At 52.6% G+C, this 16179-nt stretch carries 14 protein-coding genes and 1 pseudogene; 3 read left to right on the top strand and 12 right to left on the bottom strand.

Annotated features, from left to right (window positions below; translation table 11 throughout):
- Positions 1-50: 50 nt before the first annotated feature.
- Positions 51-2312, bottom strand: coding sequence for a TonB-dependent receptor (locus RAL90_RS03120; protein ID WP_306253072.1), 2262 nt, complete (start codon positions 2310-2312; stop codon positions 51-53).
- A 190-nt stretch (positions 2313-2502) separates the two neighbouring features.
- A complete protein-coding gene (locus RAL90_RS03125; protein ID WP_306253073.1) occupies positions 2503-2748 on the bottom strand; it encodes a DUF6356 family protein in 246 nt (81 codons plus the stop codon).
- Between the two features lie 128 nt (positions 2749-2876).
- On the opposite strand from RAL90_RS03125, the gene RAL90_RS03130 reads away from it, so the two are divergent.
- Positions 2877-3335 (top strand): Lrp/AsnC family transcriptional regulator, encoded by a 459-nt coding sequence (locus tag RAL90_RS03130; RefSeq protein WP_306253074.1) that lies wholly within the window; start codon positions 2877-2879, stop codon positions 3333-3335.
- A 70-nt stretch (positions 3336-3405) separates the two neighbouring features.
- On the opposite strand, the gene RAL90_RS03135 is transcribed toward RAL90_RS03130, so the two are convergent.
- Complete coding sequence (locus tag RAL90_RS03135; protein WP_306253075.1) at positions 3406-3810, bottom strand: hypothetical protein; 405 nt, start codon at positions 3808-3810, stop codon at positions 3406-3408.
- Positions 3811-3957: 147 nt separating this feature from the next.
- On the opposite strand from RAL90_RS03135, the gene RAL90_RS03140 reads away from it, so the two are divergent.
- A complete protein-coding gene (locus RAL90_RS03140; RefSeq protein WP_306253076.1) occupies positions 3958-5250 on the top strand; it encodes an MFS transporter in 1293 nt (430 codons plus the stop codon).
- 28 nt (positions 5251-5278) lie between these two features.
- On the opposite strand, the gene RAL90_RS03145 is transcribed toward RAL90_RS03140, so the two are convergent.
- From RAL90_RS03145 to RAL90_RS03165, 5 genes are all read right to left on the bottom strand, one after another.
- Complete coding sequence (locus RAL90_RS03145) at positions 5279-6700, bottom strand: coniferyl aldehyde dehydrogenase (RefSeq protein ID WP_306253077.1); 1422 nt, start codon at positions 6698-6700, stop codon at positions 5279-5281.
- A 513-nt stretch (positions 6701-7213) separates the two neighbouring features.
- A complete protein-coding gene (locus RAL90_RS03150) occupies positions 7214-8047 on the bottom strand; it encodes an IS5 family transposase (protein ID WP_306253078.1) in 834 nt (277 codons plus the stop codon).
- A gap of 68 nt (positions 8048-8115) precedes the next feature.
- Positions 8116-8802, bottom strand: a complete 687-nt coding sequence (locus RAL90_RS03155; protein ID WP_306253079.1) for a DUF3883 domain-containing protein — start codon at positions 8800-8802, stop codon at positions 8116-8118.
- A gap of 163 nt (positions 8803-8965) precedes the next feature.
- Positions 8966-9729, bottom strand: a protein-coding gene (locus RAL90_RS03160) for an IS5 family transposase (RefSeq protein ID WP_306253080.1) whose coding sequence is annotated in 2 segments (ribosomal slippage) — positions 8966-9396 and positions 9396-9729 — 765 coding nt in all. Because the reading frame shifts where the segments join, the coding sequence is not laid out codon by codon here.
- Positions 9730-9796: 67 nt separating this feature from the next.
- Positions 9797-10294 carry a hypothetical protein gene (locus tag RAL90_RS03165; protein WP_306253081.1) on the bottom strand — a complete coding sequence of 166 codons (498 nt, stop codon included), beginning with the start codon at positions 10292-10294 and terminating at the stop codon, positions 9797-9799.
- A 62-nt stretch (positions 10295-10356) separates the two neighbouring features.
- Between RAL90_RS03165 and RAL90_RS03170 the strand changes: the two are divergent.
- Positions 10357-11075 (top strand): annotated as a pseudogene (locus tag RAL90_RS03170) (IS5 family transposase); the annotation flags it as partial.
- 130 nt (positions 11076-11205) lie between these two features.
- Here the strand turns inward: RAL90_RS03170 and parE are convergent.
- From parE to RAL90_RS03190, 4 genes are all read right to left on the bottom strand, one after another.
- Positions 11206-13179 carry a DNA topoisomerase IV subunit B gene (gene parE / locus RAL90_RS03175; RefSeq protein WP_372340421.1) on the bottom strand — a complete coding sequence of 658 codons (1974 nt, stop codon included), beginning with the start codon at positions 13177-13179 and terminating at the stop codon, positions 11206-11208.
- Positions 13180-13345: 166 nt separating this feature from the next.
- Positions 13346-13972, bottom strand: a complete 627-nt coding sequence (locus RAL90_RS03180) for a hypothetical protein (protein ID WP_372340400.1) — start codon at positions 13970-13972, stop codon at positions 13346-13348.
- Between the two features lie 113 nt (positions 13973-14085).
- Positions 14086-15492, bottom strand: a complete 1407-nt coding sequence (glnA, locus tag RAL90_RS03185; RefSeq protein ID WP_306253084.1) for a type I glutamate--ammonia ligase — start codon at positions 15490-15492, stop codon at positions 14086-14088.
- A 241-nt stretch (positions 15493-15733) separates the two neighbouring features.
- Positions 15734-16072: a P-II family nitrogen regulator gene (locus RAL90_RS03190; RefSeq protein WP_306253085.1), complete on the bottom strand. Its 339-nt coding sequence runs from the start codon at positions 16070-16072 to the stop codon at positions 15734-15736.
- Positions 16073-16179: the final 107 nt, after the last annotated feature.

Here is a 16179-nt window from a genome sequence, read left to right on the forward strand (position 1 = left end):
AGCCCGGACACAATGTCCGGGCTTTCCAGATTATACCTGATCGCTATGGATTAATTATAGCTTTTCTTGATTTCAAAACCGAAGACCGGAGGCTCGTTCACAAAGCCGGTCAGGTTATTGAAGTCGATGCCGCCGCGTAGTGACTCATCGTTGAATATGTTGCGACCGAAGGCCGCAACTTCCATATCTCCATCCGGGCTGACATAGCCAATACGCACGCCAACTTCCAGCAGATCATCGCTCTGGAATTCTGCACTCTCATAGAGGAAGAAGTTCTTGTCGCTCTCGTAGACTACATCGGTAAAGACAAATGTTTGCCCACCATTTGGCAGAGGCTGTGAGAAACGCGCTGTAGCGTTGGCAATGATCTCTGGCGCATGTGGCAGATCATTTCCATCAATAGAAACAAGGCCGGTTGGCGCGCCTGTTGAGTCCACCTGTGCAGGATCAAGTACGGTACAGCCGCCATCGCATGGCTGGATGAACAGGTCTGGATCGTCAATCTCTGTGTTGTTGTAGCTGAGACCGGCTGTAAAGGCTGCGTTCTCAGAAGCCGCGTAGCGGGTTTCAAGTTCGAAGCCGTAACCGTTCGTCGTGTCAGCATTGACCAACTGGTTGAAGTTTGCACCACCACCAACAGCAGTCAGTTGCTGGTCAGAAATTTCATACGCGAAACCCGTCAGGCTGTATGAACCGCGACCTTCGGCGAAATCACCTTTCACGCCAGCTTCATAGGAGATGATCTCTTCTGTTTCAGCTTCAGTGATCACATCGCCAAACAACAGGCGACCCTGGAACGCAGGTGCACGGTGGCCAGTTGCAACACGGCCAAACACGCTTGTGTCATCATTGACGGCATATGTTGCGCTGACATCCCAGCTTACAAAGTCATCGTCGCTGGACCGGTCAGCCGGTTGAGCAACATTTGGTACGCCAAGAAATGCCAGTGGTGACTGTACACGCTCTGCCGAGAAGTCTTTCTCGTCATTAGAATACCGCAGACCAGCCTGCAGGGTCAGCTTTTCAGTTGCTTCGTAATTCACGTTGCCAAAGAGCGCCCAGGCTTGCGTATCCTGGCTTTGGAAGGCGTAACCGTTTTGCGGATTGCCCGGAGCCAGTGAGTCAAAGTTGAAGCTGTCAATTTCAAAGCTCTCATCGAAATAGAAGAAGCCCACCATGTAATCAACAGCACCCAGATCATTGGATGTCAGACGGATCTCCTGGGTGATTTGCTCATGCTCAGGAAGCCCATCAGCACTTTCAGCCGTGAACGGGATTGGAGAAGGCACATCATTGCCGATGAAGGAAGCGCCGAAACCACCATCAATATCGCCGCGGGAGAAGACTTCGACGTCTTTCCAGCCTGTGATTGAGGTGAGAGTGTGATTACCAAGGTCATAGTCAAGCGTCATGGTCGCGCCGTAACCGCGCACTTTTTGCTTGTTTACACCGTCATAGAAGACTTCATCACGATTGAAAGCAGGCTGGATATTGTCTGTACCAGGTTGAATAATATTGGCCCGGAACAGGCGAGCCGTGCCATCAGAGCCCCAGCCATGTACATTAAACAGGGCTGTCAGTGGTCCTTCATTATCGTAGAGCAACTGAGCGCGCCAGCCAAAATCATCATAACCGCCAAGTTCATCTTCAGGACCATCGGCCAGATTGTCGACCCAGTCGTCACGATGGAGATAAGTACCGGACAAACGCAGAGACCATTGGTCATTGAGTGGGCCGTTGATCATTGCCTCTGTACCAACGGTATTGAAGCGTGCCCAGGAAGCGCTGGCATAGGCCTCAAATTCGTCTGTAGGCTTCGCAGAAGCGACCTTCACAACACCAGCTGGTGTATTGCGGCCGAAGAGGGTGCCTTGTGGCCCGCGAAGGACCTCAACCTGTTCAATATCAAACAGCGGCAAGCCTTTCAGGACAGGGTTTTCCAGAACGATGTCGTCATAAACGAATGAAACCGGTTGAGAGGCATTCAGGTCAAAGTCTGTATTGCCCAGGCCACGGATATAAAAGCGTGGGAACGTGCGGCCGAAAGACGATTCGATTTGCAGGCTAGGCACGCGCGCAGACAGGAAGCGCACATCTACGCCGGCAGATTGCAGAACGTCCAGTTCCTCTCCGCCAACGGTGCCGACAGAAACCGGCACATCCTTGATGTTTTCAGCCCGCTTTTGCGCTGTCACGATAATTGTATCACGATCGCCCACTTGCGCATGGGCCGCAGTCAGACCCAGTGCAGCTACGCTCGCTGTGGTCAGCAAACTGGCACGTGTGATTTGGTTCAGATTGGATTTTTTCATGAGTTAAGGTACCCCAGTGTTGATAAAATTGCCTGTGCGTTGACGCCCGACGATTTCCGTCCCGTTTATTATTGAATTTGCCCGCGCTTATATGACAGCGCGTGTCAAATTACTGTCACATCACTGCAACACTTCGGGCTGCGTCGCATGTTTGTGTCGCAGGCTTAAAAAAGGGGAATAAATTCAATGCTTAAGAGTGTTGAAAACTCTTCTCAGCAGTTTTTTTCGCGGCAGTTCTGTGTGTCACCATGTCATGATGCAGTTCAGAGATCATCTTACTGCCTGTGTTTTTGAACAGGCAGGGAATCAGCCCGTGAATGACGCAGGCAAAACCGGCAAATATCATGGAAAAACCGAAGCGGGATGCATTACCAAGATGCTCTGTGTAGCTTTCGTTAACCGTCTTGGGGTGCTCCAGAAAGACCTTCTTGATCATGCCCTGTGTCTCCATGTTCGATAATGAAATCTCCCTTACATATTAGATAATCTAATGCGTGAATGTTTCACGATAATGGGTCTGGAAATAGTATTTCCTGTGAAAAATTATCGTGCTAATCATATAGTATGGAAAAATTTGATGAATTGGATCGAAAAATCCTTCAATCGTTGCAGGTTGATTCTGCTGTTGGGGTTGTGGAGCTGGGGGACAGGGTTGGCCTTTCCCATAATGCCTGCTGGCGCCGAATCAGGCGGTTGCAGCAAGCTGGCATCATCGTGTCTCAGGTCTCTCTGGTTGACAGAAAGGCTGTCGGCTTGCCAGTCACAGCCTTTGTTTTCGTGCGGACCAGCCAGCATGACGATAAATGGCTGGAAACCTTCTCGACCGGGATCAGCGAGATACCCGAAGTCGTGGAATTTCATCGGCTAAGCGGTGAACTTGATTATGTTTTGAAGATGCATGTCCGGGATATTGAAGATTATGACCGCGTCTATAAAAAACTGATCCGTATAGCGCCGCTGGGCGATGTCAGTTCCAGTTTTTCCATGGAAGAAATAAAATACACCACGGCCCTGCCGGTTTGAGCACGTGTGCTTGCCCCTGCCAGGGGAGGTCCAAAAGGGTGGCAACTGGCAGGGGCAATGTTGGGCGTTGTCAGAGTTTGATCACGACAACGCGCCTGTTTTGATTTCCATACCGATAATAACTGCGTGATTTTGATTTATAATACACCCGGACGCTGGCCGGGCGGGCAGGGTGAACGCAGTTGCGCCAGGCAGGCCCTTGCCAGACCCAGGCGGAGGCCGGGCATCTGGTCACCATTTCATCGCGGCGGCTTTCCCGGCGATCCAGCCTGTCCTTGATAACGTCACGGCGATTCCTGTCAAACGCTTCATCCCGGCGTGATTCTCGCCTGTCCCGCCTGTCTTCGACAAGGTCGGGGCATCGCGCCGCGTCAAGGACCCATTGGCCCTGCGCGCGACTTGCTGCGCTTGCTGGTGTTGTGCAGGCAGCCAGTGTTGCGGTAATCATGGCTATACTGAGAAATGTAAACTTCATTGTTCAATCCTTTCTATCAAAAGCTGACCCCCAGCTCTGAACCGAACAGGCAATTGCATTTCCCGTCGATCTGTTCTTAAAACGTGTCAGTGTGTGCAGACCTGTCGCGCGGTCTGCATTTTTTTTCCGGCAAGAGAGCTTTTAGATATGCGGCAAGCCATTATCTCTGTGTTCGCCCTTCTGGTGGCGGCGGCTATTCTGCTTGGCGCAAATGGCTTGCAGTCAACGCTTCTGTCCGTGCGGGCCTATGTCGAGGGCTTCCCCCTCTGGGCAATTGGCTTGATGATGTCGGCTTATTTCGGTGGCTTCGCATTGGGCTGCAGATATGCCCCGCAGTTCATCCGTCGATCAGGTCACGTACGGGCTTTTACGGCTTTTGCGTCTGTCGCGTCTGCTGCGACACTCATGCATGTCCTGTTTGTCGAGCCGATATTCTGGCTCGTCATGCGGTTCATTGCGGGGTTCTGTTTCGCGGCCCTTCACATGATTATTGAGAGTTGGCTGAACGAGAAGGCGACTAATGAAAATCGCGGGCAGGTTCTTTCCGTGTACCGTATTGCTGATTTCAGCGCGGTCACGGCCGGGCAGTTCATGTTGAACATTGCGGACCCAGCCGGATTTGTTCTCTTCGCGGTGGTATCGATTCTCATCTCGCTCTCGCTGGTGCCGGTTGCGCTCACGGCGGCCAGCCAGCCAATGCCGATAAAATCTGCGCGGCTTGATCTGCCGAAGCTGTTTCGGGTTTCGCCACTGGCAGCGGTGGGAATTTTCTGTGTGGGCCTTTCCGGAAGTTCATTCTGGTCTTTGGCACCGGTATTTGTGCAGGATATCGGCTATGATATTTCAGCCGTCGCGCCGGTTATGAGCGCCATGATTTTCGGGGGAGCGATCGCGCAATGGCCGATAGGCTGGATCTCTGACAAGTTTGACCGACGAATTGTTATCATTGTGGTGGCAATGCTTGCGGCTCTTTCTGCCCTGTTTGTGTCGATCAGCAGCAGCATGACCCTTGGTCTTCTGGTGCTGGCGGGTGGCTGTTTCGGGTTTTTTCACATGCCGCTATTTGGTCTTGGTATTGCCCACGCGAATGATTTTGCCGAAGCGGAGGAATTTGTGAGCGTCAATGGCGGGTTGCTGATGCTGTATGGCGTCGGGGCGGTCATTGGGCCGAATATCGGCTCGCAGGTGATGACATTCCTCGGTCCTGCAGCGCTATTTTATTTTAGTTTCTCCGTGTACCTTATTGTTATTGTCTTTGGCATCTACCGGATGACGCAGCGGGCAGGGGCGAGCGCCGAACAGAAAGAAGACTATGTGGCTGTGCCACGCACGTCCCCCGGCGTATTCGAGATGGACCCGCGTGCGACTGAAGAAACGGATGATGAGGGAGCGTCCAGTCAGGCTGGCCCCCCTCAGGATAGCGGCGACAAAAAAGCCTGACCTGACTAAGCGCAATCCAGCAATGAAATTACTTGCCGATCTGCTTGTTCACCATATTCTTGAAGAAGTTCGTATAAGGTGGTGTCAGCAGTTTTGGGGGCAGCCATTTGGGCATCACCAGCACACTGCGCTCATGGGAAAATTCACGGAAGCCGCGCTCGCCATGATAGGCACCATAGCCGGACTTGCCGACCCCGCCAAAAGGGATGTCATCGACAGAAACATGCATCAGCGTACCGTTGATGCAGGCACCGCCGGATGTCGTCCTGTCCAGCACGGCTTCTGCTGCCTTCTCGTCTCTTGAATAGGCATAAAGTGCCAGCGGATGATCGCGCGCGGTCACATGGGCGATAGCTTCATCCGTTGAGCCGACCTCGATGATCGGCAGGACCGGGCCGAAAATTTCTTCCTGCATGACCTTTGAGTCCGCTGACGGATTGAGGATGACAGTCGGCGGCACTTTTCTGCCTGCGGACATTTTTTGCCCGTCGGCTTCTGCTTGCCGCACCTGCGCACCGCTTTTCGCTGCTTCGTCGATCATGTCTGTCATACGCACATAATGCCGGTCAGAGACGATGGCGGAATAATCCTCATTCCCGGCAATATCCGGATAGAAATTGCCCACCGCTTCAAGGATTGCACTGGCATAGGCGTCGCCTTTACCCTGTGGGACCAGCAGATAGTCCGGCGCGACGCAGGTTTGCCCGGCATTATAGAACTTGCCCATGGCGATGGTCTGCGCGGATTTCTCGATATCCGCATCATCCAGCAGAATGGTGGGAGATTTGCCGCCCAGCTCCAGCGTCACCGGCGTCAGGTTCTTGGCAGCGGCCATGGCGACCAGTCTGCCAACCTGCGTGGAGCCAGTATAGAACAGATGGTCGAATGGCAGGCTGGAAAATGCTTCGCCCACTTCCGTCCCGCCGGTCAGCACGGCAACCTGCGTCTCCTCAAACTCCTTGGCGAACATTTCTTTCATGAAATCTGCCGTGTAGGGGGTAATTTCTGAAGGCTTCAGCATGACTGAGTTGCCAGCAGCCAGCGCTGTTGTTAGGGGGATCGCTGCGAGCTGGAACGGATAGTTCCACGGCGCGATAACGCCGACAACGCCCTTTGGTTCATAGCGCACATAGGTTTTGCCGGGGATCGAGGAATGGTTCCAGACACGCCGCTTGCGGCCCCAGTCGTCAAGGTTCTTGCGGATGCTGCGGGCGTTGATGACCGACATGGCGACTTCGGCGCTCAGCGTTTCCATAGGCGAGCGGCTGCCAAAGTCTTTCGCTATGGCTGCAACCAGCTCATCCTTGTGGCCGGCAAACAGCGTCTCAAGGCGCTTGAGCATGGCCTTGCGCTCTTTCAGTGACGGCACGGTGGCAAAGGAGAAAGCCTGTTTCTGCCGGTCAAAAACCGTCTGGAGATGGTCGAGTGACGTTGCGATTGATCCGTCCATACCTGCAATCCTCCTGCATGATGTATTTTTTATAGACAAGTCCTACACCATCCCGGGGCACAGGCGCAAATCACCGCCACGGGCAGAGAACCGTGTTCCCGCGACCCAAAAGACCCGGATGATGGGCAAGACAAGACCCTGGCAGCCCCGGTCACTTTCGTTTTGTCACCTTCGTTTTGTCACCATCGTCCGGCAGGCGGCCATCAACCTACCGGATTGGTAGCCGATCTGCTTCACCCTCTTATGAGCAGGTCTGCATCGGATAATAGGTCATGCCACAAGGGGGCACATAAGTTTTTTCGGTAATGAAGTGAGTGTCGATCGGAACAGGTTTATTGGAAATCGGCGCGATAGTTCACCGGGTTCAAAGCAACCGCTTCTGCTAACGGAGGTGTGAGTTCGAATGCTTTCGGACCGGATGAAAAATCATATAATCGTAATAGTTTGAATCGTGTGGTTTCTTCTTCTGAGAAACATCTTTCGTTTTCGCTCAGAGTCTGAATCAAAAGTCTTTCATATGAAACATGCTCTTGCCAGTCGTCTTGTTGCGATACGGATGTGAGCCATGAATAGCCATGCGATAGCTGAGGTCCAGCATCGTTCCCAATCCTTGGCGAGACGGCGTGATCGCCCTAACCATGCGAATGTGCGTTCTACGACCCATCGCCGGGGCAGGACTTTAAAGCCTTTCATTTTATCGGATCGCTTGATGATTTCCATCCGGAATGGACCGACTTTTTTAAGTTTGCGCTTTAGCTTATCTCCCGTATAGCCACCATCGGCAAAGATATGGCGAAGCCATGGAAATTTGTCTCGCGCTTCCATCAACACCGCTGGTGCGCCGTCGCGATCCTGTACATCCGCGGCATGCACAAGTGCTGTCACCAGAAAGCCTTCCGTATCCGTCAGAATATGCCGCTTGCGGCCTTTTATATTTTTGCCCGCGTCAAAGCCAGTAATACCGCCACTTTCTGTGGTTTTAACCGACTGGCTATCGATCACACCTGCGCTGGGGTGTGGGCTTCTGCCGTGTGCTTCGCGGCATTCAAACAGCAGGCGGTGATTGATCTTTTCCAGCAATCTGTCATCACGCCACCAATAAAAATATTTCTGAACCGTCGAAAAAGGCGGGAAATCCCTTGGTAACATGCGCCATTGGCAGCCAGTAGACGCGATATACAACAAGGCGTTCATGATCTCCCGCATCGGCCACTTGCGAGGACGCCCCATCCGATTTGGAAGAGGTATTTCAGGTTCAATCAAAGCCCATTCGTCGTCCGTCAGATCACTTGCATAGCGCAGGAAACTGCGGTCATAATATGTGCGGGTGGTTTCATTCCAACTCATCTGATCCTCCGTGTCTTAAGCAAACAAAGAGAATCATAAGTCGTTGAAATCACCCAGATACTTTTGGATCAGGCTCTCAGATAAAACGGTGTTAGTTTGTGGCCATTTGTTGTCTTCACTTCAATCAGTCTATCGTCGCCTTGGGGTGTGAATGAACGAATATCGTAACCTGCACCATCACCATCCTCTTGGGAAACCCACCTTACACGGTTAGCTAAATCGGAACGGCCATTATCATTCAGTGACCGGCGCTCCATAAGCAAAGCATATTGCTCACCTAATAGCCCCAGTTTACGATTTCGAGCATCTCTCTTTGCAGGGTCAAATTTCCTGACGAGTCGTATAATGCTTTCGTCATCGTTGCGCTCTCGAGGAACGAATTGAGGGGGGCTCTCAATATAAATTTGAGGCACTTCAGATAATCCAGAATCTGGTTCACGCGTGATTTCAAATATATTCTTGTGCGCGGTGAGGTATCTTTCGATTGCGTCAATTAAAGACGTTTGAAAGTTGTGGCGAGGGCGATACCCCTTGATCCACTGCATGCCTAGTTTAAAAAGAACTGCGCTAATGTTCTGATGTTTGAACTCGATAGCGCCATCAGATTTTTGAATTAGTAATTTCAAATTTCGTCTGTATGCAGATTTATTAAAACTCACTCCCGTTAATTCTAACTCTCGCATGTTAAAATAATCAGCAACGATTAGATCGTTTTGCTGATCAGTCCAGACGCGCCCTACATTATCCTCAGCCATCTTTAATATAGTGTCAGATTTGTATCAGCTTTTGAATACCTCAATGGTACATGTTGGGAGAAAAGATTTCTTCTGACATATCTTATTGCTCATAAACACGAGCGTTAGGGTCGAAATGTCGCCCGTGCGTGATGAGTAAGTTGGACAAAGCTAGGCTTAGGACTCATTGATTGATCCAGAAGATCATCGTAGCTGCGATGCAGATGCTTGAGAAGTATATGTGAGCACAGCGGTCATAGCGGGTGGCGACGCGCCGCCAGTCTTTTAGCCTTCCGAACATGATCTCGACTTTGTGGCGTTGTTTATAGAGAGTTTCGCAAAACTCCGCTGGATGACGCCGTCCTTTTCGCGGTGGGATGTAGGGCTGAATGTTTTTAGCGGTGAGAGCACTGCGAAACTCATCGCTATCGTAACCCTTGTCGCCGATCAGGGTTTTCGCGCCCTCCGGCAGCGCCGGATAGATCAGCTTTGCGCCGATATGATCGCTTGTCTGTCCAGCCGTCAGACACATGATCAGCGGGCGTCCCATGTTATCGACAACGGCGTGAAGTTTTGAGTTCAAGCCGCCTTTTGTGCGTCCAATGTGCCTGGGAAAAGCCCCTTTTTTAAAAGGCTGGACGCGGTGCGATGGGCTTTCAAATGCGTGGCGTCAATCATCAGCGTTTCGGAAACGTCCCCTTGCGCAGACAGGTTCGAAAAGATGCGATCAAAAACGCCCAAGCGGCTCCAGCGGATAAAGCGATTGTATAAAGTCTTGTGCGGACCATATTCCTTCGGCGCATCACGCCAGCGCAAACCGTTGCGGATCACGAAGATGATCCCGGACAATACACGCCTGTCGTCAACGCGCGGAACACCATGGGATAAAGGAAAATACGGCTCAATCCGTGACAACTGCTCTTTCGATAACCAAATCAAATCGCTCATTGCAAAGCCTCCTTTGCAATCTTGAATCACCGTTCGTATCAGATCACAAGATTAATAGGTCCTGAGCCTAGGTGTTACTTTCCCACCTCTTGAAAGATAAGCGTGATATGAGAAGTAATACTTCATCATGCATGTTTTTTGGTGGTCCAGCTTCACAGAAGTCCATTAGGAGTGTAAGGAAGATAGGTAAAAATTCGAAATCGAATGAATCATTAAAGCCATAATTTTTTGCAATATCCCATGCCTTATTGGCGACTGGAGCCGTGAGTAAGGCGTTCTCTCTCGCAGCACAAATACCTGCCTCAGCACTAAGCCATATGTAAAGTCTCTTTCTATTATCATAAAATTTTGCATTGGTGAGGTCCATAATAGACATCGATGTGAGGGCAATTTCCTCAGTGACGAGATTTTCACTATGCCATTCAGTTATTTCTATTTCTTGGCATTTGTGACAGAAGCTACTGTCAAAGATTTCATCCAGTTCAAATTCATTACTGTACTTATTCCACCGAACCCAAGCGTCTAGGGTCTGTACCCAATTTAACTGATTGATTTGTTTGTGCAAAGCGTGATTCAGGGATTTCCGAAAGGGAGTCTTAAATGGCGCGGTTTGATTTGTCGGATGAAGAATGGGCGGTGATTGAACCGTTGTTGCCAAAGGTTAGCCGCGGCCCGAAGCGCAAAGATGATCGTACGATCCTGAACGGCATCTTTTACATTTTGCGCACAGGCGCGCCATGGCGGGACTTGCCGGAACGATATGGACCGTACACGACTGCTTACAATCGGTATAACAGGTGGGGCGAGCGCGGCGTCTGGAAGGGCATATTCGATGCGCTCGCTGAAGAATGTGAGGACAGTCTGATCTTCATAGACGCCTCGATTGTCAAAGCTCACCGCGCAGCGAGTGGCTCAAAAAGGGGGAACTGGCGGAAGATATTGGACGCTCACGGGGCGGTCGCACAAGCAAAGTTCACGTGGCCGTAGATGAAAATGGCAGGCCATTGCGCATTGAGGTCACTGGCGGCCATGTTCATGACAGCCAGGTGATGAATGTCTTCCTCGACTGGGAGATGCCGCCTCTGGCGATGGTCCTGGACAAAGCCTATGGCAGTGCGAAGATCAGGCGCGATATCGCCGATGAAGGTGCGTTGGCGGTTATTCCCGCCAAGTCCAATGCGCGCAATCCGGTCCCGCATGACACCAGCCTTTACGCCATGCGTAATATTGTCGAGCGGTTCTTCTGCAAAATGAAAGACATGAGACGGCTGGCTACACGGTTCGAGAAATCTCGAAGGAACTTCATCAACATGATATATCTCTTCGCAGCAAAATGCTGGATCAATTGAGTCCACACCCTAAATAAACTTGGTCGGATTTGCAATTCGTGCATATCAAGCTTTTCATAAACATCCCTCGCAAGAAATGTTTACATCGACGATTCAAGTTGTCAATTATTATCCAGGGTACTGATAATTAAATATCCAGTTCCTCGCTCACAAATTCTGCATTTTCCTGAATGAAGATGAAGCGGGGCTCGGCTTTTTTGCCCATCAGGCGTTCCACAAGATCGAGCACGTCGTCGGTCTTGTCTTCGGGAATAACCACGCGGGCAAGGATGCGGGTGGCCGGATTCATGGTGGTTTCTTTCAACTGCGCGGGCATCATCTCCCCCAGACCCTTGAAGCGGGAAACATCAATCTTCGCACCCTTCTTGAACTCTGAAGCAATCAGTTTCTCGCGGTGGTCTTCGTCGGTGGCGTAAACGGCCTTTCCGCCGGAAGACAGCTTGAACAGGGGAGGCTGCGCCAGATAAAGACGGCCTTCACGGATCAGTTCCGGCATGCTGCGCTGGAAAAAAGTGATGAGCAGGGCGGCGATATGCGCCCCGTCAACATCCGCATCGGTCATGATGATAACTTTTTCATAGCGCAGATTTTCAAGGTCGAAATTGGCCCCCATGCCAGCGCCAAGCGCCTGCGTGATGTCCTGAATTTCCTGATTGGCGTTGATCTTGTCCCGCGTGGCGGAGGCGACATTGAGAATTTTGCCGCGCAGGGGCAGGATGGCCTGCGTTTTCCGGTCACGCGCCTGCTTGGCGGAGCCGCCAGCGGAATCACCCTCGACGAGAAAGATCTCCGTATTCTCGGCAGCCTGTTGTGAGCAGTCAGCAAGTTTGCCGGGCAGGCGCAATTTGCGTGTGGCGGAGGCTCTGGCGACTTCCTTTTCCTTGCGGCGACGGATACGCAGATCTGCCTGTTCGAGTGTCCAGTTAAGCAGGCTGTCTGCCTGCTGACGATGCCCCGCGAGCCAGTGGTCAAATTCTGCCCGTATGGCTGTGTCCGTCAGTTTCTGGGCTTCATTGGTGGCAAGCTTGTCTTTGGTCTGTCCCTGAAATTCCGGGTTTGAGATGAACACGGAAAGCATGGCACCGGATGTGCCCATGACATCTTCTGCGGTGATGTTCGAGGCTTTCTTGTTGCCCACCATATCCGCATAGGCCTTGAGGCCACGGGTGAGGGCCGAGCGCAGGCCCTGTTCGTGGGTGCCACCTTCCGGCGTGGGGATCGTGTTACAATAGGAATTGGTGAAGCCGTCTGCCACTTGCCCGCCCGGCATGGCAAAACCGGCGCCGCCCCAGACAACGGCCCATTCCACCGTGCCATGTCCACCTTCGCGTTCGACCTTGCCGGCGAAGATTTCGTCTGTCACTGTGGGTTTTGTGCCGACAATGGAAGCAAGGTAATCCTTCAGCCCATTGACGAATTTGAAGGTTTCTTCCGGTGGGGTCGGATCATCTTTTGCAATCAGGGCGGGCGCGCATTTCCAGCGGATTTCGACACCGCCAAAAAGATAGGCCTTGGAGCGGGCCATGCGCAACAGGCGCGCTGGTTTGAATGCCAGTTTATTGCCAAATATCTCCGGGTCCGGATGGAACGTGACGGAAGTGCCGCGCCGGTTGTGGGCGTCACCGACTTTTTTCAGGGGGGAGGTGGGCAGACCCTTGGCATATGTCTGGCGGTACAGGGTGCGGTTGCGCGCGACTTCCACGGTCAGGTCATCTGACAGGGCATTGACGACCGAAATGCCGACACCATGCAGGCCACCGGATGTGGCATAGGCGTTGTTCGAGAACTTGCCGCCTGCGTGCAGCGTGGTGAGGATGACTTCCAGCGCTGATTTTTTCTTGAACTTCGGGTGCGGATCAATCGGGATGCCGCGTCCATTATCGGTGACGGTCAGATGACCGTTCTCGTGCAATTCGACTTCAATGCGGCTGGCATGGCCTGCCACGGCTTCGTCCATGGAATTGTCGAGCACTTCTGCAAAGAGGTGATGCAGTGCTTTTTCGTCTGTGCCGCCAATATACATGCCCGGGCGTTTGCGCACTGGCTCCAGACCTTCAAGAACTTCAATGTCCTTGGCGGTATATTCATCGCCGCCGAACATATCACCGGTTGTTGTTTTCTTGCTGGATTTATTAGCGGCTGCGCGCGCCATAGACTCGACCCTCAACTGTCACAGAAAGCAGTCTCTTAGAGGGTTTCGTGGGAGGGCAGCAAGTCTGCGAGCGAGCGACGGGCGTAAATAAATCTGCGCCTGAGTAAGTGGCGGGTCAGATAAATGGCACAAACGGGATGTCGCGCCGGAAACGGCCCTCGCAGCGTTTCAGCTGCGCCTCATATTTCGATGCCATGGTCGCTAAGACACTGGCCCGGCGGCGGACCTCCGGCTTGCGCTTGTAGCTGCCGCGTATATAGCCGCCAGCGCCTTCATGATAGGCAAGATACTGGCTGTAGGCATCATCCCGGGAAATACCGGCGCGGCGGGCAGAGCTGTCGACATACCAGCCGATGAAGTCCGTGGCGTCGGCGAAATTCTTGCGGCTGGCGCTGCGGTTGCCGGTTTTCTGGCGATATTCATCCCAGGTGCCATCCAGCGCCTGCGCATAACCAAGTGCTGAGGAGGGGCGACGGCCCGGCAGCACCCACAGAAACGTGCCGCGTGCCGGGCGGGCCTTGCGGTCAAATGAAGACTCTTTCCGAATGAATGCAAGCTGCACTTCAATGGGCACGCCCCATTTGCGTTCAGCCCGGCTGGCCGAGCGATACCAGCCGCGATTTTCATCAAAGATGGCGCAGGCGTTGGTCTGGTCGGAAGGCGGTGCGGAGGCACAGGCTGTCAGGCCCGATACCAGGACAAGCAGGATGGCAGCATATTTTGTCAGGCTCATGGGGCGCATTCTGGCAGATTATCCTGAAAAAAGATTTACTGACATCAGCCTGCTATAAACCTGCGCAAAAGAAAAGGCGGCACCTGATGGCGCCGCCCTGTTCATGATCTGATATGCGATCTTTACACGCTGTAATACATCGCGAATTCGACCGGGTGCGGTGTCGTCTCGTACCGGATGACTTCTTCCATTTTCAGGTCGATATAGGCGTCGATCTGGTCATCATTGAAAACGTTGCCTTTTTTCAGGAAGTCACGGTCCTCATCGAGAGCTGACAGCGCTTCACGCAGGGAGCCGCAGACTGTCGGGATACCCTGAACTTCTTCCGGCGGCAGGTCATAGAGGTCCTTGTCCATGGCCTCGCCCGGATCAATCCGGTTTTCAATGCCGTCAAGGCCCGCCATGAGCAGGGCAGAGAAGATGAGATACGGGTTGCCGGAAGCATCCGGGAAGCGTGTCTCAAGGCGCTTGGCTTTTGGTGAGGAAACCCATGGAATACGCACGGACGCGGAGCGGTTGCGGGCGGAATAGGCCAGCATGATCGGCGCCTCAAAGCCTGGCACAAGACGCTTGTAGGAGTTTGTGGTCGCGTTGGAGAACGCGTTGACAGCACGGGCGTGTTTGATGATCCCGCCAATGTAATGCAGGCAGGTCTCTGAGAGGTCCGCATACCGATCACCGGCAAAAGCGGGCTTGCCATCATTCCAGATGGACTGGTGCACGTGCATACCAGAGCCGTTGTCATTATAGACTGGCTTGGGCATGAACGTTGCTGTCTTGCCATAGGCGGCTGCGACCTGGTGCACGATATACTTATACATCTGCATCCGGTCGGCCATGGTTGTCAGGGTAGAGAATTTCATGCCCAGCTCGTGCTGCGAGGGAGCCACCTCGTGGTGGTGCTTCTCCGGCTCCAGCCCCATTTCCGTCATGACAGTCAGCATTTCGGAGCGCAGATCCTGTGCTGAATCTACTGGCGGTACAGGGAAGTAACCCCCTTTCGGGCCAGGGCGGTGAGCGAGGTTGCCACCTTCGTAATCTGTACCGGAGTTATACGGGCCTTCGCCTGAATCAATTGCGAAGCCAGTGCCATTCTGGTCTGTCGTCCAGCGCACATCGTCAAATACGAAAAACTCTGCTTCCGGACCAAAAAAGGCCGTATCGCCAATGCCGGATGCTTTCAGATATGCTTCAGCAGCCTTGGCTGTGGTGCGGGGGTCACGGTTATAGGGCTGGCCAGTGGCAGGCTCCAGAATGTCGCAGAACAGGGACAGGGTCGGCTGCGCGAAAAACGGATCCATAACGGCCGTTTCCGTATCCGGCATCAAAATCATGTCGGATTCGTTGATGGCCTTCCAGCCGGCGATAGAGGAGCCGTCAAACATCTGGCCGTCTGTGAAGAAATCATCATCCACCATTGAGAGGTCAAATGTGACATGCTGCCATTTACCGCGCGGGTCGGTGAAGCGCAGATCAACATATTTGACATCTTTTTCCTTGATTAGTTTTTGAACCTGTTCGGCTGACATCGGGATGAACCCCTCTTTGCTTGGTGTTATCGGTCATGAGCGTCAGATTTGGTTAACGCTTGTGCGCAGTCTGCCAAAAACAGCCTCTCGATCAAGGAAAATTTTTGCACTGCAGCAATTATTTGCAGCTATCAGGCAAATATGCGCCAGCAACGGATAGTTTTAGCATAAAATATAGCACGAAAATGCCAAAACCGGGCCGGGCCACACGTTATTGGCATATTATTGCGTGGTGTGTATTTTACAGGGCTTCGCGGCCGGTCTCGCCAGTGCGGATGCGAATCGCTTCTTCTACCGGGGAGATGAAGATCTTGCCATCACCGATGCGGCCGGATTTGGCGGCTGTTGCGATCGTCTCGACCGCTGCCTGAACGGCACTGTCATCTACGATCAATTCCACTTTCACTTTGGGCAGGAAATCAACCACATATTCCGCACCGCGATAGAGTTCGGTGTGACCTTTCTGGCGTCCGAAGCCGCGTGCTTCATAGACGGTCAGGCCCTGCAAACCTGCTTCCTGGAGGGCTTCCTTGACTTCATCCAGCTTGAACGGTTTGATGATGGCTTCAATTCTTTTCATCGATGTTTTCCCGGTATTGTGCCTGTTGGGGCACGAGATAAGGTTATACGACAGGGGCAACCTGACTTCTCAAGTGCCATAACAGGCGCGATTTTATTCCAAAAATC

The organism is Parvularcula sp. IMCC14364 (genome assembly GCF_030758415.1).
Taxonomy (GTDB): domain Bacteria; phylum Pseudomonadota; class Alphaproteobacteria; order Caulobacterales; family Parvularculaceae; genus Aquisalinus.